The 17,900-nt window shown below is 71.0% G+C and carries 16 protein-coding genes, 2 pseudogenes and 1 riboswitch; of the genes and pseudogenes, 8 read left to right on the forward strand and 10 right to left on the reverse strand.

Annotated features, from left to right (window positions below; translation table 11 throughout):
* The first annotated feature begins 110 nt into the window (after positions 1–110).
* The 5 genes and pseudogenes from pyrE to V9G19_RS26055 form a co-directional block, all read left to right on the forward strand.
* On the forward strand, positions 111–1,238 hold the full coding sequence (gene pyrE / locus V9G19_RS26035) for an orotate phosphoribosyltransferase (protein WP_462288292.1): 1,128 nt from the start codon (positions 111–113) through the stop codon (positions 1,236–1,238).
* A gap of 5 nt (positions 1,239–1,243) precedes the next feature.
* Complete coding sequence (locus V9G19_RS26040; RefSeq protein ID WP_462288293.1) at positions 1,244–2,047, forward strand: MerR family transcriptional regulator; 804 nt, start codon at positions 1,244–1,246, stop codon at positions 2,045–2,047.
* Positions 2,048–2,240: 193 nt separating this feature from the next.
* Positions 2,241–3,275 carry an NAD(P)/FAD-dependent oxidoreductase gene (locus tag V9G19_RS26045; RefSeq protein WP_462288294.1) on the forward strand — a complete coding sequence of 345 codons (1,035 nt, stop codon included), beginning with the start codon at positions 2,241–2,243 and terminating at the stop codon, positions 3,273–3,275.
* On the forward strand, positions 3,276–3,509 hold the full coding sequence (locus V9G19_RS26050) for an oxidoreductase C-terminal domain-containing protein (RefSeq protein ID WP_462288295.1): 234 nt from the start codon (positions 3,276–3,278) through the stop codon (positions 3,507–3,509). It begins immediately after the preceding gene.
* Positions 3,510–3,523: 14 nt separating this feature from the next.
* Positions 3,524–4,162: pseudogene (locus V9G19_RS26055) on the forward strand (VOC family protein); the annotation flags it as partial.
* Between the two features lie 129 nt (positions 4,163–4,291).
* Here V9G19_RS26055 and V9G19_RS26060 read toward each other — a convergent pair.
* Complete coding sequence (locus tag V9G19_RS26060) at positions 4,292–6,289, reverse strand: thioredoxin domain-containing protein (protein WP_462288296.1); 1,998 nt, start codon at positions 6,287–6,289, stop codon at positions 4,292–4,294.
* A 68-nt stretch (positions 6,290–6,357) separates the two neighbouring features.
* Here V9G19_RS26060 and V9G19_RS26065 point away from each other — a divergent pair.
* Positions 6,358–6,789 (forward strand): annotated as a pseudogene (locus V9G19_RS26065) (lysophospholipid acyltransferase family protein); the annotation flags it as partial.
* 9 nt (positions 6,790–6,798) lie between these two features.
* On the opposite strand, the gene V9G19_RS26070 reads toward V9G19_RS26065, so the two are convergent.
* Positions 6,799–8,184, reverse strand: a complete 1,386-nt coding sequence (locus V9G19_RS26070) for a hypothetical protein (protein WP_462288297.1) — start codon at positions 8,182–8,184, stop codon at positions 6,799–6,801.
* 36 nt (positions 8,185–8,220) lie between these two features.
* Here V9G19_RS26070 and V9G19_RS26075 point away from each other — a divergent pair, with 36 nt between their 5' ends.
* Entirely contained in the window at positions 8,221–9,192 is a 972-nt protein-coding gene (locus V9G19_RS26075; protein ID WP_462288298.1) for an exodeoxyribonuclease III, read from the forward strand.
* Here the strand turns inward: V9G19_RS26075 and V9G19_RS26080 are convergent.
* The 5 genes from V9G19_RS26080 to V9G19_RS26100 are packed head-to-tail and all read right to left on the reverse strand — an operon-like array spanning position 9,091 to position 13,699.
* Complete coding sequence (locus tag V9G19_RS26080; protein WP_462288299.1) at positions 9,091–9,630, reverse strand: NUDIX hydrolase family protein; 540 nt, start codon at positions 9,628–9,630, stop codon at positions 9,091–9,093. The genes V9G19_RS26075 and V9G19_RS26080 overlap by 102 nt on opposite strands.
* A 52-nt stretch (positions 9,631–9,682) precedes the next feature.
* Positions 9,683–10,516 (reverse strand): ECF transporter S component, encoded by an 834-nt coding sequence (locus V9G19_RS26085; RefSeq protein ID WP_462288300.1) that lies wholly within the window; start codon positions 10,514–10,516, stop codon positions 9,683–9,685.
* Positions 10,513–12,447 carry an ABC transporter ATP-binding protein gene (locus V9G19_RS26090; RefSeq protein ID WP_462288301.1) on the reverse strand — a complete coding sequence of 645 codons (1,935 nt, stop codon included), beginning with the start codon at positions 12,445–12,447 and terminating at the stop codon, positions 10,513–10,515. The genes V9G19_RS26085 and V9G19_RS26090 overlap by 4 nt, the downstream gene beginning before the upstream one ends.
* Entirely contained in the window at positions 12,447–13,535 is a 1,089-nt protein-coding gene (locus V9G19_RS26095) for a CbiQ family ECF transporter T component (protein WP_462288302.1), read from the reverse strand. Before V9G19_RS26095 ends, V9G19_RS26090 begins: the two co-directional genes overlap by 1 nt.
* Positions 13,532–13,699, reverse strand: coding sequence for a hypothetical protein (locus V9G19_RS26100; protein WP_462288303.1), 168 nt, complete (start codon positions 13,697–13,699; stop codon positions 13,532–13,534). Before V9G19_RS26100 ends, V9G19_RS26095 begins: the two co-directional genes overlap by 4 nt.
* Before the next feature lie 19 nt (positions 13,700–13,718).
* Between V9G19_RS26100 and V9G19_RS26105 the strand changes: the two genes are divergently transcribed.
* Positions 13,719–14,030, forward strand: a complete 312-nt coding sequence (locus V9G19_RS26105; protein WP_462288304.1) for a hypothetical protein — start codon at positions 13,719–13,721, stop codon at positions 14,028–14,030.
* A gap of 364 nt (positions 14,031–14,394) precedes the next feature.
* Here V9G19_RS26105 and V9G19_RS26110 read toward each other — a convergent pair whose 3' ends face one another.
* From V9G19_RS26110 to V9G19_RS26120, 3 genes are all read right to left on the reverse strand, one after another.
* Positions 14,395–14,895 carry a hypothetical protein gene (locus tag V9G19_RS26110; protein WP_462288305.1) on the reverse strand — a complete coding sequence of 167 codons (501 nt, stop codon included), beginning with the start codon at positions 14,893–14,895 and terminating at the stop codon, positions 14,395–14,397.
* The gene (locus tag V9G19_RS26115; protein ID WP_462288306.1) at positions 14,868–16,430 is read right to left on the reverse strand and encodes a hypothetical protein; all 1,563 of its coding nucleotides are present in this window, start codon (positions 16,428–16,430) and stop codon (positions 14,868–14,870) included. Before V9G19_RS26115 ends, V9G19_RS26110 begins: the two co-directional genes overlap by 28 nt.
* Before the next feature lie 93 nt (positions 16,431–16,523).
* A riboswitch (cobalamin riboswitch) is annotated at positions 16,524–16,594 on the reverse strand.
* A 115-nt stretch (positions 16,595–16,709) separates the two neighbouring features.
* Positions 16,710–17,783, reverse strand: a complete 1,074-nt coding sequence (locus V9G19_RS26120; RefSeq protein ID WP_462288307.1) for an NAD(P)H-dependent glycerol-3-phosphate dehydrogenase — start codon at positions 17,781–17,783, stop codon at positions 16,710–16,712.
* Between the last annotated feature and the right edge of the window lie 117 nt (positions 17,784–17,900).

Below are 17,900 nucleotides of genomic sequence, written 5' to 3' on the forward strand. Positions count from 1 at the left end.
GCCGTGCTCTCGACCAGGTTTCTCGTCCTAGAGAGTGCTGACCCACATCGTCCGTCGGCTTTGGTGGGATCTCCGGTGGGGTCGTCAACATTGCCTGCGATGCTGAGCGGGTGGACCGCGCCGCACTTGCCCGAGACATCGACGCCGCCTGCCGGGTGACCGGCAGCTTCACGTTGCGCTCCGGGCGGCAGGCGAGCGAATACTTCGACAAGTACCTCTTCGAGTCCCAACCCGCCCTGCTGCGCGCTGTGGCCGAGGCGATGGTGCCGCTCCTGCCGGAGTCAACCGACCTCGTCGGTGGGCTTGAACTCTGGGGAATTCCGTTGGCCACCATGGTCAGTTCGCTCACCGGGCTGCCGGTGGTGTTCGTGCGGAAGGCGGCCAAGGAGTACGGCACGCGGCGGCTCGCCGAGGGGGCCGAGGTCGGCGGGCGGCAGGTGACGCTGATCGAGGACGTGATCACGACGGGTGGCGCGGTGCGTGACGCCGCGCGGGCGCTGCGCGCTCTCGGCGCCGCCGTGGACGTCGTGATCTGCGCGATCGACCGCAGCGGCGTGCCGGGCGGGCCGTTGACCGGCGATGGGATCGAGACCCGGGCCGTTTTCTCCAAGGCCGACCTGGACGCGGCCCGCGAGGACGCGCCTGGGGCGATCGCCGGGCACCCGGTGGAGGTGCGTCCCACCCGCCCGATCGAGTACGAGGCGGTCGAGGCGCTGATCCGCGCGGCGTTCTGGGACGTCTATCGCCCCGGCTGCATCGAGGACGTCATCTATCGGCAGCTGACCGAGTCGGCGGCATACCTCCCCGAGCTCGACCTGGTCGCCGTGCATGGCGAGGAGGTCGTCGGGCACCTCATCCTGACCAGGGCCACCGTGACAGCTGACGACGGAAGCGTCCGCGAGATCCTCTGCGCCGGTCCGCTCGCCGTGTCGCCCGCGTTGCAGCGCAACGGGATCGGCGCGCAGCTGATGACCGCGGGCATCGACCGGGCCACATCCCTGGGTTTCGCCGGCGTCGTGTTGTTCGGCAGCCCCGACTATTATCCGCGGTTCGGCTTCGAGGACGCGAGCCGGTTTGCGATCACCACCGCCGACGGCACCAACTTCGCCGCGTTCATGGCGCGGGAACTCGGACCGGGGGCACTCGCCGGTGTGTCCGGCCGCTTTGCCGAGGACACGGCCTTTCACATTGAGCCGGTGGGGGTTGACCCTGACGCCGTGTCAGACACCACGGTGTAAGAGCCATGTTGACCATCGGAGACTTCGCCAGATGGGGCCAGGTGTCGGTGCGTATGCTGCGCCACTACGACGCTCTCGGCCTCCTCGTTCCTGCCCGCGTCGACCAGTGGACCGGCTATCGCCTGTATGACGCGGAGCAGCTTTCCCGGCTCAATCGCCTGGTTGCGCTGAAGGATCTCGGGTTCTCCCTCGCGGAGATCGGCCCGATCCTGGATGCGTCGATCTCGGCGGAGGAGTTGCGGGGGATGCTGCTGCTGCGCCGGACCCAGGTCGAGGAGGCGATCGAGGCGGACCGCGCCCGGCTGCGCGCCATCGAACGACGGCTTCGAACAATCGCGAAGGAGGACACCATGTCCGACCTGCAGTTCACCGAAAAGCCCTTGCCCAGCATACGGATCCATCAGCGCACCGCCACCGTTGCCGGCCAGGCCGAGATCGCCGCCACCATCGGCCCGATCTTCGAGGAGCTGATGACCGCCGGTGCCACGCTCGGCTATCCCGACCACGGGCAGGTCGCCTGGTATGGCGACGGCGGCGAGCCGATGGAGATCGGCGCCGGCGTCCCCGCCATCGACGGGCTCCCTCCCATCCCCGGGACCGAGCCGGCCGAGCTGGAGGCGGCTGACCGGGCGGTGGTGACCGTCCACCATGGCGACATGGAGACGATCGCCGACACCTGGCAGGCGCTGCACCGCTACCTCGGCGCCCAGGGTCTATCCCCGGCCGGGCGCTGCCGCGAGGTCTATCACCAGACCCCGCTGGACCGGCCGGACGACTGGGTCACCGAGCTGCAGCAGCCAGTGGCCTGAGTCACCGAGCGGCGGCACCAAGGCGCCACGGCACCAAGGAGCGGACACTCAAACGATCAATGCCCGGCGGGAGGGCGGTTTTGACCGTTCAACCGGCGTGTCGGGGAGCTATTGATCGTTTGAGTGTCCGCTGGCCTGGGTAGGCTCGGCGAATGCTGTGCCGGAGCCGGAAATGACGGTGCACGAGCGAACAATGACCGTGCCGGAGCGCGTCGTCATCATCGGCGCCTCGGTCGCCGGCGTCCGGGTGGCGCAGGAGTTGCGCCAGGCCGGCTACCCGGGTGCGATCGCCCTCGTGGGGGAGGAGCGGCATACGCCCTATGACAAACCGCCCCTGTCCAAGGAGATGCTCGCCGCCGGCAGCGACGGCGCACCCGTGCCGCTGCTGCCGCCCGACCAGCTCGATGCGCTCGACCTCGACCTGCGGCTCGGGGTGCGCGCTTCCGGGCTCGACCCGGCCCGCCGCGTCGTCACGACGACCGACGGCCAGGAGATCTCGTATGACGCTCTCGTCGTCGCGACCGGCTCGATCCCCCGCGCGCTGCCGGGCAGCGACGCTCTCGCCGGTGTCGTCACCATCCGCACAGTCGAAGACGCGCACGAGTTGCGTCGAGAGTTCGCGCCCGGGCGCCGCCTCGTGGTCGTCGGCGGCGGGTTCGTCGGGGCGGAGGTCGCAGCCGCCGCGATCGGACACGGCATGGAGGTCACGGTGGTCGAGGCCGCGTCGGAGCCGATGGCCCTCGCCCTGGGCGAGGACGTCGGCGCGGCCATCCGGCGACTGCACGAAGCCCACGGGGTGCACGTGCTGACCGGTGCCCGCGTCGACCGCCTCGAGGGCGGCGACCGGGTCGACGCCAGTGACCGGGTCGACGCCAGTGACCGGTTCGATGCCAGTGCCCGGGTGGACGCGGTTGTCCTCGCTGACGGCACCCGACTGGAATGCGATGCCGTGGTCATCGGCATCGGCGCCCGACCGGCGACCGACTGGCTGGCCGGCTCCGGCCTCCCAATCGTCGACACCCCGGGCTCGGACGGCGTAGCCTGTGATATCGCCTTGCGGGTCAACGGATTCCCGGGGATCTATGCCGCCGGCGATATCGCCCGCTGGCCGCATCCGCTATACGCCGAGCCGATCCGGATCGAGCACTGGACCAACACCGGCGACCACGCCCGGGCGATCGCCGCGGACGTCACCGGATCGCGGACGCACGGCGTGACCGTCCCCTAGGTGTGGGCCGATCAATACGGTCACCGGATCCAGGTCCTCGGCCGCCCGTTGCTCGGGAAGCCCGCGATCTTGCGTGGCGAGGCGAGCGCGGGGAACCTGTTCGCGGCATACGGCGATGTTGCCGGGAAGCTGGTCGCCGCGGTCATCGTGGACAACCCTCGGCTGATGCTGATGTGCCGCAAAGCGATTCTGGCAGGCAAGTCAGTTGCGGACCTCGCGTCTCAGCTGACCTGAGCGAGGATGGTTCCATGGATGTCAAGTGGATCTGGCTGTTCATCGATGCGGTCGAGCCCGCGCGGCCGGTCTGGGAGTTCTGGCGTCGGGTCTGCTGGGGGGAGTTGTCGCCGACGCGAGGCGAGCGCGATCAATTCGCGACAATTCTTGCGCCGCAGGGGGAGCCATGGGTCAAGCTGCAAGCCGTGAACACCGGAGGCGGCGTGCATCTCGACATCGATGTCGAGGATGTCGATGCCGCTGCCGGTCGCGCAACCGCGTTGGGCGCCAGCGAGATCCATCGCTACCCGGAGGGCACGGTCATCGTCATGCGCTCGCCGGGTGGGTTTGTCTTCTGCTTGACCCGGTGGCACGGTGAGGCGCGGCAGGTCCGCACCGGTGTGCCGGAGCTGGCCGACCAGATCTGTCTCGACATCCCACCGGACGCATTTGCGGCCGAGGCGTCGTTCTGGTCCTCCCTCCTGGGCATTCCGCGCGCCGAGGGCAGCCGGCCGGAGTATGCCGTGCTCCCGCGTCCCGATGCCCTGCCCGTTCGCGTGTTGCTCCAGCGGCTCCAGGGCGGCGACGGGCCGGTCACGGGGCATGTCGACTTTTCGTGCGTCGATCGTCGCGGCGCGGTCGAGCGGCACCTCGCCCTCGGGGCACAGGTGGTGCGGGAGTTCCCGTACTGGACGGTCCTCGCCGATCCCGCGGGGCATTACTACTGCCTGACCGACCGCGATCCGGACCTGGACGCTGCCCGGCGGGTGAGCAATCCGGCGCGCTGGCGACTCGCGCTCGCCTCAGCCGCCCGTCAACTGCTCTTGGAGAGCGGTGACCTCACCGACCGGGAGCCGGCAGGTGAAGTCCCGGCAGACGTATGCCGCGCTGCGCCCCTCGATGAGCCCGCGCCCGTGCAGCAGCGCCGCCGGGCAGTCGTCGGGGACCGCTCCAGGGCTCCAGGCCAGGACCGCACCGGGCGCGGGATGCCGAGCGACCGCGGCACGCAGCGCCTGCGCCTCGCTGTCGCCGCCGATGACGGCGACCTGGACCGGCCCGGCCAACGCCGCCTCAGCCACGGCCAGCGTCCAGCCCGCGAAGCGGGGACTGGCCTGCGCCAGTGCGCCATTGGCTACGATCAACTCGTTCGCGTGGTTTCGCAGGACAGTTCGTCCGGTCAGGGCGCCGAGTGTCAGCAGGCCGCCGGCCAGTGCGGACAGCCCGCCGGGTTCGGCGTTGTCGCCGCCGGTGGCGGGCCGCAGGTAGAGGCGTTCGCCGTCGGCCGGCGTCTCCCGCCAGACGACCGTGTCGTCGTTCGCTGTGCCGCGGAAGAGCGCCGTGGCAACGTCGGCCAACTCGAGCGCGTGTGCGAGCCATCGGCTGTCGCTGTCGGCCTGGTAGAGCTGGGTCAGGCCCTCGATCAGGTTGCCGTAGTCGTCGGCTAGTCCGGGGGCCGCCGATACGCGGCCACCGAGCGAGGTGCGCCGCAGGCGCCCGTCGACCCAATGCGCCTGCAGGACGTATGCCGCTGCCCTCGCCGCCGCCGCCACCAACCGGCCGTCGTCGAGCACCCGGCCGGCGACGGCCAGTGCGGCAATCGCCAGCCCGTTCCAGGAGGTGACGACCTTGTCGTCACGGGCCGGCTGCGGACGCTCAGCCCGGGAGGCTAGAAGCCGGTCGCGGATGCCCTCCCACCAGCCGGGGTCGGCCGGGTCGTCGCGCAGCTGCAGCGTCGAGGCCCCCTGCTCGAAGGTCCCCGCATCGGTCACGCCGAGCAATGCGGCAGTGGCCGGAGCCTCGTCGCCGAGCACCTCGCGGAGTTGTTCGGGAGTCCACACATAGGTCAGGCCCTCGACGCCGTCGGTGTCGGCGTCGAGTGCCGCGGCGAAGGCGCCTTGCTCGGTGAGCAGATCACGCAGCAGGAACTGCGCAGTTTCGACGGTGACCCGCCGGGCGAGGGGAGTGGGGTCGCGGCGGGACCATGCGGCATACGTGCGAAGGAGAATCGCATTGTCGTAGAGCATCTTTTCAAAGTGCGGCACGACCCAATCGGCGTCGGTGCTGTAGCGGGCAAAGCCGCCGCCGAGCTGGTCATACAGGCCGCCGCGGGCCATCGCATCGCAGGTGCGGGCGACCATGTCCAGCGAAGCGGGATCGCCGGTGCGGGTGTGTTGTCGGAGCAGGAAGTGCAGGGCCATCCCGGGCGGGAACTTCGGCGCGCCCCCGAAGCCGCCGCGAACGGCGTCGAAGCCCTGGGCCAGTTCCGCGGCGGCGACGTCGAGTTCGGCCAAGCCGAGCGCCACCGGCGGCCGGGTTCGCTCGTAGGCCCGCAGTTGCGCGGTGATGTGAGCCGAACTGGCCAGGACGTCCCCCCGCCGTTCCCGCCAGAGGGCGCTCACCTGATCGAGCAACTCGAGGAAGGCAGCCTTGGGGAGGTAGGTGCCGGCGAAGAACGGCTCACCCGCGGGCGTGAGCAGGCAGGTCATCGGCCAGCCGCCGTGACCGGTCAGCGCGGTCGTCGCCGCCATATAGGCCGCGTCGACGTCGGGTCGCTCCTCGCGGTCGACCTTGACGCTGACGAACGCGGCGTTGAGGACGTCAGCTACCTGCGCGTCCTCGAACGATTCGTGCGCCATGACGTGACACCAGTGGCAGGCGGCATACCCGATCGAGAGCAACACCGGCACATCGCGCTCGCTGGCCTCGGTGAAGGCTCCCGGCCCCCATTCCCGCCAGTCGACCGGGTTGTCCGCGTGCTGGCGCAGATAGGGGCTGAGGGCGCTCGCGAGTTCGTTCGCCATCCACCCAGCCAACACCACGGATGGGCGCGTGCGGCCGCGAGGAGGCGAGCGAACTAGCCTTGCCTGCCATGGAGCGTGTCTATGGTCCCGTCATCGGTCTCGCCCTGGCCGTCTTCCGGGCGCAGGGGTTGCGGTTCACGATCGTCGGCGACGACCACGTCCCGCGGACGGGTGGCGCCGTGATGGCGATCAACCATACGAGTTACCTCGACTTCACCTACGCCGGGCTCGGCGCGCGCAAGAGCCGGCGGTATGTCCGCTTCATGGCCAAGCAGTCGATCTTCCAGCACAAGCTGGCCGGGCCCGTGATGCGGGGGATGAAGCATATCCCCGTCGACCGGCAGTCCGGTGGTGGCTCCTACCGGGCGGCGCTCACGGCGCTCAAGGCGGGGGAGACCGTCGGGGTTTTCCCGGAGGCCACGATGTCAAGGTCGTTCGAGCTCAAGGAATTCAAGTCGGGTGCGGCACGGATGGCCAGGGATGCGCGAGTTCCGTTGTTGCCGACCACACTATGGGGTGCGCAGCGGGTGTGGACCAAGGAGGCGCCGCGGCACCGGGGGCGCAGCCGCATACCGATCTTCATCGAAGTGGGCGAACCGATCTGGGTCGAGCGCGGTGGCGATGTCGAGGAGGCGACCCGGCGGCTGAAGGCGGCGATGCAGGCCCAGCTCGACCGGCAGCAGCTGGCCTACCCGCCGCTGACCGGGGAGGACCGGCGCTATTTGCCCGCTCGACTCGGCGGCACCGCGCCGACGCCCGAGGAGGCCGCCGCCCTCGATCTGCGCGATATGTCCCGAGTCAGAGACGAGTTCAACTCCTGACTCGTCCCTCCCGCCGCGGTGCGTCCGCTGGGGGGCTATTGCGTCCGTTGAGTTGCGGGCGTGGAGGGAGCCCCCGCCCAAGGACGTCAGCAGGGCGTCCAGGGTGGGCCACAAGGACCCGGGCCGGTCCCTGGGGACGGCGTCGGTGGCGTAATACCACCAAAAGTAGCCGCCGACGAAGCGCGGGCCGAGGCTCGAGCGCAGCTGCCGGTGCATCCCGTAGTAGGTGCGGGCGACCCGCTGCTTCTCGGCGAGGCTCGGGTCACGGGGCAGCCCGTCGTCTTTGCCCTGGGCGCCGATCTCGCCGATGCCGAGTTTGGCTTGCGGGGCAATGGATCCCACGGCGCGCAGGACGCGCGCGAAGTCGGCCGCACTCGGGTGGGCGGGCGGCGCACAGGCCGTCTCATAGAAGCTGAGCAGGACATAGTCGCTGCCGCGGCGCACCCGCTCGGGCAGCTGCCGGGCGAAGGGCAGCGTCGCCTCCCAGTCGTGGGCATAGCAGTCGTGGCTCGGCCAATAGTTCAGCGTGATCGCCGAGCGCAGACCGAGCGCCGCGTTCTCGACCTCGATCACGTCGTATGCCGCAGCCACCTTCGCGTTGATCGACGCCGGCGACCCGAGCCATTCGCCGTTGAGTTCGTTGCCGATTTCCCAGATGTCGACGTCGCGGGCGAACTCGTGGACGTAGGCCCGGGCGCGGGCCCGCACCTGAGCGACGCTGGTGGTGCGCACGGCGGTGGAGTCGAGCAGGAGGCCGAGGATGTCGGCATACGGGCTGATCCGGCGGACGGCGGCGCGATAGCTGCCCGGTGGCTCGCCCTGTTGGAAGACGATCCGCACGGTCGGGCGGACGCGGTGGGCGCGCAAGGCGGTCACCAGCGCGTCGAGGTTGTGCATGTTCTCGGCGGTGACTCCTCGGATGGTGTTGTCCGCCAGGGTGATCCGATCAGCTCGCGCGGTTCGCTCTCCCGGGGACGCGGCCAGGGGGCTGGCGGTGGTCGAGGCGGTGGCATGGGAACCGAGCAGGGAGCCCAGCAGGACCAGTGCGAGAGCGGTCCGGGAGCAGGTGGGCATGCCGGCGACGCTACCAGCGGTCGTAGGATCGGCGGCGTGCTGCGAATCTCGACGGTCAACGTCAACGGGATCCGGGCGGCCCAGCGGCGCGGCTTCGGCGACTGGCTCACGGCCACATCACCCGATGTAGTTGCGCTGCAAGAGGTTCGCTGCCCGGAGGGAGCGCTGCCGGCGGGGGTGTGGGGCGGGCTGCACGCGGCATACGATGAAGGGAACCGGGCCGGGCGCAATGGCGTGGCGATCCTCACCCGCCTGCCGCCGAAGGCGGTGCGCACCTGGAGCGAGCCCGGCGGGTTCGGCTTCACGCTCGCCCGCGAGCTGCCGGCGTATGCCGCCGAGGGCCGCTATCTCGAGGTCGATCTCGCCGACGCACCGCTCACGGTTGCGTCCGTGTATGTGCCCAAAGGCGGGTTGCCGGCGCATCTGCAGCTGCCGGGGCGGATGCGGGAGAAGCCGGACGGGGGAGCGGCATACCGGCGGAAGATGCGCTTTGCCGCGGGGCTCGCTCGGCATGTGGCGCGGGCACGGCGTGCGGCGCGCGTGCGCGGGCGGGAGTTCGTTGTGATGGGCGACTTCAACGCGGCACACACGCACCTGGATGTGGCGGCGTGGCGGCGCGCAAGGAATGCCGTCGGGTTCCTGCCGGAGGAGCGCGCCTGGCTGCACGGCATGCTGTCGCCGCGAACGCTTGTTGACGTGGTGCGGCGGTTGCATCCCGATGCGCCAGGGCCGTACTCGTGGTGGAGTTGGATGGGACGGAGCTTCGAGGTCGATTCGGGCTGGCGGATCGATTATCACTTTGCCACACCGGGATTGGCGCGCACGGCCGTGCGGACCTGGGTGGCCCGGGAGGTTGCCGGCGTCCTTATGAGCGATCACGCGCCGGTGACCGTGGACTATGCGTTCTCAGATCGGGTGGCCGAGGTGGGCGAGGGCCTGGCGCAGCAGCACGCCATGGCCGCCGAACATCTCGGCTTGGATGCGCGCGTGCGCGGCCTCTTCCGGTGAGAGCCAAGCGAGGTCGAGCGCATCCTGCTGCGGCGCGCAATCCCCGGCGACCGGGACGATGAAGGCGAGGGCGACCGCGTGCTGACGCGGGTCGTGGAAGGCGGTGGCGCCCGGAGTCGGGAAGTACTCGGCGACCGTGAACGGAACCGGACTGGCGGGGATCCGGGGCAGCGCCATGGGGCCGAGATCCTTCTCCAGATGCCGCATCAACGCATCCCGGACCTTCTCGTGATACAGGACGCGGCCGGAGACGAGTTCGCGCTGGATTGCGCCGTCATCGCTGGCGCGCAGCAGCAGACCGACCGCGGTGACGGCGCCGGCCGCGTCGACCCGGACGGGGACGGCCTCGACATAGAGGATGGGCAGCCGACCGCGCGCGGTGTCCAACTCCTCCTGGCTGAGCCAACCGAGCTGTCGCTCGACGTCGGTCCAGGTCATGCTGCCATCCAGGTCACGGGGGCGGAATTGGTCCAGGTCAGGGCGGCCGTGGTCATGGGGCCGTTTCTATCACCGAGACGGGCCCGGACGCGAAGTGTCCCGGCGTCTCGAACGCCGCTCGCCGAGATGCCCGACGCAGCGCCCCCAGCACGGCGGGGCCGGTGAGCACGATCAGCACGATATTGGTGATCGCGCGACCCAAGTCCCAGCCGAGGCTGGTCGCGAGCGAGAACAGCGCGAACCGGTGCAGGTTGTCCCAAACCGGCGCGCCGGGCTCGAAGGACAGGCCGGTGCCGGCACCGACCGCAAACGGCCAGAATGAAAAATTCAACAACCAGCCATACAGCAGCCCCGCCAGTGCCCCGTATGCCGCAAGCAGCGCAATCTCGGCCCGGCCTCTTGCTTGGGGGAGTAGGCCGGCGCCGAGCCCGACCCAGGCGGCGCCGAGCATCTGGTAGGGCAGCCAGGGGCCGACGCCGCCGGTGAGCAGGGCCGAAGCAAAGAGCGTGACGGCGCCGAGGACGAAGCCGAACCCCGCGCCGAAGACTCGGCCGGCCAGCACGAGGAGGAAGAAAACCATCTCGACGCCGGCGCTGCCCGCGCCGATCGGCCGCAGCACCGCGCCGACCGCCGCGAGAACGCCGAGCAGGGCCACGGCCTTGACGTCCAGACCGCCTTCGCCGATCTCGGCGACGACGACCGCGAGCAGGAGGGGGAGCAGCAACGCGAATACGAGCGGCGCGTCGCCGCCGTGGGCGAGTCCGGCACCGGGATCGACGATCAACGGCCAGCCGAACGCGATCAGTCCGGACAGGCTGGTGATCAGGATCGCGATCAGCGAGCGAGGCCGAAGCCGCAGGACGCGAGGTGATGGTGACCGGCTCACGGGAACCCTCGGGAGGGTTGCGGGGGATCGTCCTCGGCAGCCGGCTGTGTCCCGCCAGGGACTGGCTGGCCGGTGGCAGGTTGCGACCCGCGGGGAAGGTGGTGGTCGCCGCCCGATCCCGCTGCTGACCGGTGGAGATCGAGTGCCGTGGCCGCCTGGGCGACGGTCAGAATCGGATGCGGGGCAAGGATTTTGGCAACCTGCGGCGCAAACGCGGGCGAGGCGGCGACAACCTCCTCGGTCGGCCCCTGGGCGATGACCTCGCCCTCGGCCATGAGCACGACCTCGTCGGCGCTGTCGGCGACGAACTCGACGTCGTGGGTCGAGATGACGACCGTGTGCCCTTCGTGGGCGAGCTGCCGCAGGGTGGCGCCGAGCGCGGCCTTGGCGGCATAGTCCAGTCCCCGGGTCGGCTCGTCAAGCAGGATCACCTCGGGGCTGGCGGTGATCTGCACGGCCAGGACGAGCGCGAGCTTGCCGCCCTCGGACAGGTCCCGAGGGTGCCTCTCGGCAGGTATGCCGGGGGCGAGCCGCTCCAGTAGGGCGGCACACGTGCCCGGGGACGTCGTGCTCTCGCGGTCGGCCTGGGCGCACTCGGCCCCGACGGAGTCGAGGTAGATCAGGTCGCTGGCGCACTGCGGCACCAAGCCGACGCGACGTCGCCGAGCGTGCGGACTCAGCGCGCTCGGGTCGGTGCCGTCGGCGAGCGCGACCCGCCCCCGAGTCCGGGTCCCGGTGCCTTGCAGGGCCCACAACAGCGAGGACTTGCCCGCGCCGTTGCGACCCATCAGCGCGGTCACCCGTCCGGACGTGAAGCTCACGTCGACTCCGGCCACCGCCACCACCCGCCCGTGCTCGACCCGCAGCACGCTCGCCGCGATGCCCGGCTCGACGTGACGGGAGCTCGACGGGCCCGCCGAGGAACTTCTGCTAGCAGGGTTTGCAAGATGAGCACTACCGTGCAAGCTAGTTGGCAGCGAGGAACCTCTGCTAGCAGAAGGTGCACGGCTAGCAGAAGTTGCACGGCTAGCAGAAGGTGCACGGCTAGCAGAAGTTGCACGGGGGACCGGGGCACCGCCACCGCCACCGCCACCGCCACCGACCTGGCCGGCGAGGCGGGCTCGCAGGGGCGCGGCGGCGCGGCGGGCGTCGCGGACGCTGACCGGCAGGGGCGACCACCCGGCCAGGCGGCCGAGTTCGATCACCGGGGGAGCGACCGTCGACGTCGCCATCAGCTGCGCGGGTAGGCCGTCGGTGACCCGGGTAGCGGCGACGTGGACGACGCGATCGGCATACTGCAACACCCGCTCCAGGCGGTGCTCGGCGATGACGACGGTGACCCCGAGGTCGTGCACCAGCCGGGTGATCGTCGCCACGACCTCCTCGGCACCCGTCGGGTCGAGCGCCGACGTCGGCTCGTCGAGCACCAGCAGCCGCGGGTGGGCGGTCAACACCGACCCGATGGCCACCCGCTGCTGCTGGCCACCGGACAGATCGGTCAGGGGGGAGTGGCGCAGTTCGGCGATGCCGAGGACGTCGAGTGTCTCCTCGACCCGCTTGCGCATCGTCGCTGGGGGCAGGCCCAGTTGCTCCATGCCATAGGCGAGCTCCTCCTCGACGGTGTCGGTGACGAACCCGGCCACGGGGTCCTGGCCGACGACGCCGACGATATCGGCGAGATCGCGCGGGCGGTGGGTCGCCGTGTCCCGGCCAAAGACGCGCACGCTGCCGCGCAACAGCCCACCGGTGAAGTGCGGCACATGCCCGTTGAGCGTCCCCAGCAGCGTCGACTTGCCCGACCCGGTGCGCCCAGCCACGAGGACCAGCTCGCCCTCCTCGATCGTCAGCGAGACGTCACGCACCGCCGGCTGAGCGGCATCGGCATAGGTGACCGACACCGCCTGCATCTTGACCGCGTTCTCTCCCAACATCACTCGCCCTCCCGTGTCCCGCGGACGCTGGCTAGCGGCGGCACCGGCGTCACGACCGCGGGCAGGGCAGCCATCAGCAGTCCTGCGGCCGGCAGCAGCGGCAGCGCGGGGATACCGAGGCGGGGGACGAGCGGCATACCGAGAGCAGCGGGGTCGCGCCGGGCGGTGACGATCATCGCCGCGAGTGGGAGCGCGCCGCACGCGATTGTGAGCCACTCCGGCGCCGCCCAGGGGTCGCGGCGATAGATGCTCCGCGGCAGCGACCGGCCGCCGAGATACAGGCCGGCGAGACACAACACCGCACCAAGCAACAGCACCGGCAGGCCCATCGCCGCCGGCGTCGTGGTGTCGAGCAGGCCATAACTGCCCACGCACGCTCCTATCAACCCGAGCACCATGACCCCGGCCGTCAACCGGCTGCCGCTGCCGGGGCTGCGGCGGCCATACCCGCGCCCGTCCATTGCCGCCGCCAACAGCAACGACCGGTCCAAGGTGTCCTGCAGCACGGGCATCGCGATCCGACGCACGGCTCGGATGCCGCTGCCACCGTCCCCGCGCAGTTGCCGGGCCCGGGAGACGCGCTGCACGCTCGCAGCCAGTTGCGGCGCGACGGTCACGGCGACGACCAGGGCCGCGCCGATCTCATGCAGCGCGGCGGGGAAGGCCTTAAGGAGGCGTTTGGGGCTGGCCAGCGCATTGGCCGCGCCGACGGCGATGATCATCGTGCCGAGGCGGGCGCCTTCCAGGGCGGCGCCGAGCAGCCCCTCGAGATAGACGGTTCCGCCCAGCTGGATGCCCGCGGCCCACGAGGGGAGTTGCGCCTGGGGCAGCGGCAGCAGCCGGATCGTCCCGAACTTCAGCCCCACGGCCAGGTGCAACACCATCCGGACGGCCACGATGATCGCGCCGAGCACGGCATATAGGCGGAAGGCGCGGGCCCAGGGAGAGGCGTCTCGGCGGGCGAGAACCACGAGTGTGATCACGGCGAGGGCGAGGGCGAGCAGCAGCGGATTGGTGGTCATGCTCACCGCAGCGGCGAGCCCGATCGCCCAGCACCACCACGCCACCGGATGCAGATGGCGCGTCACTCCTGCATTGCCCGATCCCGTTGCCGGCGAACGACAACTGCGCCACCGACGAGTAGCAGGGCGATCGCCGCCCCACCACCGACGACGACCGCGGGGTTGGTGCCCGCGGCCGTTGCGGCTGGCGCCGGCCCGGCCGCATCCGGTCGCCCGCCGGCGGCGCCCACACCGGTCGTGGAAGTCGCAGTGACGGTCGGGAGAGCGACGGCCGTCTCGGTCGAGTCGCTGGCGGATGCCGAGTCGCTCGACTTGCTCGACGCGCCACCCGCCGGAGGGCGGGTCGAGGCCGGCCGGCTCGGGGGCGGGGTTGAGTTCGTCGCCGGCGGCGAGGTGGGCGGCCGGGTGGTTGTGGACGGCCTCGTGGTGGTCGATGACGGCGGCCGGGTCGTCGTGGTGGCTGCCGGGGGCGCGGGCGGGGACATCCCGGGGGTCGCGCCGGCGCCGAACGCCAGCCCGATCGCGCTCCCGGGCGCGGGGTTCAGTGTGGCCCCGCCCTGACTGGAATAGCTCCAGCTGCCCCCCGCAGGAGCCGACCAGAGCGCCCAATAGGCGCTCGCCGGCGGAGTTTGGATGCAGGCCTCCTCTGCCGGTGAGGGGAAGCCGTTGACCCGGCAGATGAACGTCGTGGGGAAGCGTTGGGTGCCTTCGACCGAGAACCCTGCCGATTGGAGCGCTGCCCACGCCGACGCAGGATCACCTGCGGCGCAACCGGTCCGGATGCTCGCGCCGAAGTCGACGATCACGTTCACGCCATTACTCGTCGAGCACGTCGCCGCGGCCGCGGGACCGGCCCCGATCGTGGCGAGGGCGAATCCTGGCGTGGCCACGGCGACCCCGGCGGCCAGGCGAAGCAGCAGCCGGCTCACCTCGGAACCGGCGTGCTCGGCGGCTTGCCGGCGCCGAAGGCCCAGCCCTCGACGGTGCCCGGCTTGGGGTTGTTGGTGCCCGCGCCTGACGTGGAATAGACCCAGCGGCCACCCCGGACGGCATGCCAGTAGGACCAGTACCGGGTCGAGGGCGGCATGACGACGCAGGCCTCCTGGGTGCGCGACGGCACGCCGTTGATGCGGCATACGGCGCCCGGGAAGCGTTGCACCTGGACGACCTTGAAGCCGGCGCCGCTCAGGGCCGCCAACCCGCTGCTGGGGTCACCGGTCGCGCATTTGACGGTCGTGCTCGGGCCGAAGTCGACGACGACCGTGACGCCCTTACCGCGCGGGCAGGAGACTGGAAGCGATTGCGCCGCAACCGAACTCGGTGCGTCCGTCGGACTGGGCGAGGCAGCAACCGGGCCGGCGAGGGCGGTCGCGGAGAGCCCGCTGACGACGAGCGGGACTAGCCGGCTGAGTGTGGTCGAGCGCATGTCAGGTCCTTCCCCGGGTGAGGATGTATGCCGCTGCCGCGGCTCCGAGCAGCACCATGCCGCCCGCGAGGAGATAGGGGATTCGGTTGGCCGGCTCCCCCGGTGGATGCGGTCGCTGCGGGGGCAGCGGCCCCGGTCGGTGCAATGGTCGACATCGCCCCGCTAGCCGGGGCGGCGCTCGTCGCCGAAGTCGACGCGGTTGCCGACACGCTCGCTGCGCCCCCGGCGGCGCTTAGGTCGTCGGACGAGGCCTCGTCACCTGCGTCGTCGCTCCTGGCGTTGTCGCCGCCGGAACCCTCAACCGCCGCGTTCTCGGTCACGGTGACCGTGACCGCTCGCGCAGGCGGCGCGGTGACCGTCGTCGTGACGGTCGTCGTCGACGCCGGCGGGGCGCTGGTGCTCGGTGGCGACGACGTGTTCGGCGGCGTCGAGGTAGGGGGCGGGGACGTGCCCGGGCCCCCCGAGCAGCCGTCGGAGCCCGGCGTGGCTCCCTCGATCGAGACGGTCAACAGGTCGGCGCCGGCGAGGCCGAACGCCGCCTGGGAGGTCGCCCGGCGCTCCTGGTCGGAGACCTGCGCGCCGGCTCCGGCGGCGACCAGCGCGGCATGGGCGTCGGCGTCGTAGGCGATCGCCCCGCGAGCGGCGGCGGGTGCCGTGCAGTCCAGCTGCATCGAGGTGAGGAAGCCGTCGGCGCGCTCACGCTCGGCCGCGCGCCCCCCGGCGGTGAACGCCATCGCCGCGAGCCCGGTCGAGTTGGTGTTGGCGCTCTCGGCGCCGACGCCCCCGCCGATGCCGCCGTCGGCATCGAGCCGGTCAACGAGGAAGTCAAGGCCGGCCTGCGCTGCCGACTCGGCGGCGGCGTCGTCGACGGCAAGCAGCGCGACGACCGCCAAGGCCGTCGCGTCGGGATCGCTGGTGCACTCGTCCGATTCGACGAACAGCTTGAAGCCGCCGTCGGTGCACCGCTGGTCGAGCAGGAACTCCACGCCCACCGAGGGCACCTGCTCGCCGGCCCGGACGAGCGCGGCCAGGGCAAGGCCCTGCGTGAAGGTGTTGGAGGTGTCGGTGTATGCCGTGCGGTCGGCATACCGGCCGCCGCTCGTCTGCAGGTCGGCGAGATCGGAAAGCAGGTCGCGCCCGGCGAAGCCGCGCGGATCCTGACCCATGGTCATCGCGAGCAGGGCGGTTTTGGCGACCGGACCGGCATACAGCTCGGTGGTGCCAAAGGCCGGCCCGAGGTAGTCGTCCAGGTGTGTCTCGAGCTGCCGGGTGGCCGCGCTCGCCTCCGCCGGGCCGGTGCCCGTCGCGGCGAGCGCCAGCACAGCGTCGATGGTGACCCCGAAGTCGGCCTGGTCGGTGCCCGGGTAGTCAAAGACGTGTCCACCGGCGGCGAGCTCACGCTCGAGGAAGGCTCCGGCGTGGGCGGCGGCGTCGGAACTTTCGCTCGCCACGGCGGACGGTGTCCCGGCTGCGCCGCCCAGGGCGAGCATGAACGCGCCGACGAGCCCGGCAAGCGCGGTGATGCGGGCGGACACGATAGCTGCTCCTCGCTGGCGTGGCGAGGTCCCGGTGCCCGGGCCCGCGCCCCGCATTCCTCGGCGGTCGACAGGTCAACCCGTCGCGGTCGAGGCATTCCGGCTCACCGTCCTCAAGGACGGCCTACGGCTGCGGGTCAGCGCCGGACTTCGACCGGCTTCCCCTCGCTCGCGCGGTGCGCCCGCGGGCGCGGGCACCCGACCATCCTAGCGCCCCGCTGCGCCCGGCCGAGCCTCCATGATGGGGTGCGTGCGGGACTGGTCAGCGTGCGGGGCGGGTCACCCGGCCGGCGTCGGCGGGCGACCCTCGCCGGTCAACTCCGCGGTGGGCTGGAAGGAGTTGAAGTGCGCCTCCTGCTCGGACTTCAACGGCAGGTCGGGGGCGAACGTCGTGCCGATGGCGGCGAGGGTCGCGCCTTCATAGAGCAACTTGTGGACCGTGTTGGTCAGGGGCATGTAGACCCCGGACTGGTCGGCGAGCTGCTTGACGCTCTTGGTGTTGAGGACGCCCTCGGCGACCTGCCCGAGTTCGGTCTGGATGTCATCGAGCCGGCGCCCTTGGCCGAGGGCATAGCCGACGCGGTAGTTGCGCGACTTGACCGAGGAACAGGTCAGCACGAGGTCGCCGACCCCGGCCAGCCCGGATAGCGTCAGCGGGTTGGCGCCTCGAGCAACGGCCAGCCGGGTCATCTCAGCCAGTCCGCGGGTGATCGTCGCGGCCCGGGTGTTGGCGTCGTAGCCGAGGCCGTCAGCCGCACCGGTGGCGATGGCGATGACGTTCTTGACGCAGCCGCCGATCTCGACGCCGACGACGTCATCGGAGATATAGGGCCGCAGGAAGGGGGCGTGGAAGGCGTGCTGCACGGCCGCGGTGACCTCGGCGTCGGTGCCGGCAACGGTGACCGCCGTCGGGAACTCGCGGGCGACCTCGACGGCGAAGGAGGGGCCGGAGAGGAAGGTGAGCTTGCTATGCAGGTGCTGGGGGAGGACGTCCTGCAGCACTTCGCTCATCGTCATCAGGTTGTCGACCTCGATGCCCTTGGTCACCGAGCACAGCAGCGCACCTGGAGGGATGTGCTCGGCCGCCTGGGTGCCGACGCCACGCATCGCGTGTGACGGGACGGCGAAGACGACCAGGTCGACCCCGTCGAGGGCGACCGCGAGATCGGGTTCGCCGCGCAGCGTGTCCGGCAGCTGCACCCCAGGCAAATAGCGGGTGTTCTCGTGGAGATTTGTCATGGCCTCCAGGGTGGGGACGTCGATGTCCCACATCCGGACTTCGTAGCCCTTGGTCGCCAAGGTCCGGCCCAACGCCGTTCCCCACGAACCGCCACCCAGCACTGCAACCTTCATCGGACCGCCCGCCACCGTTCGCCGAAACCGTCGACTGGACATCGACTCCTGTTCACTCTAGCGAGAGGGGTGCAATTCGCGCCTGCTGAACGTGATGCGCGCCACAGAGCCACGCAG

This window comes from Nostocoides sp., assembly GCF_037045025.1.
In the GTDB taxonomy this organism is placed as follows: domain Bacteria; phylum Actinomycetota; class Actinomycetes; order Actinomycetales; family Dermatophilaceae; genus Nostocoides_A.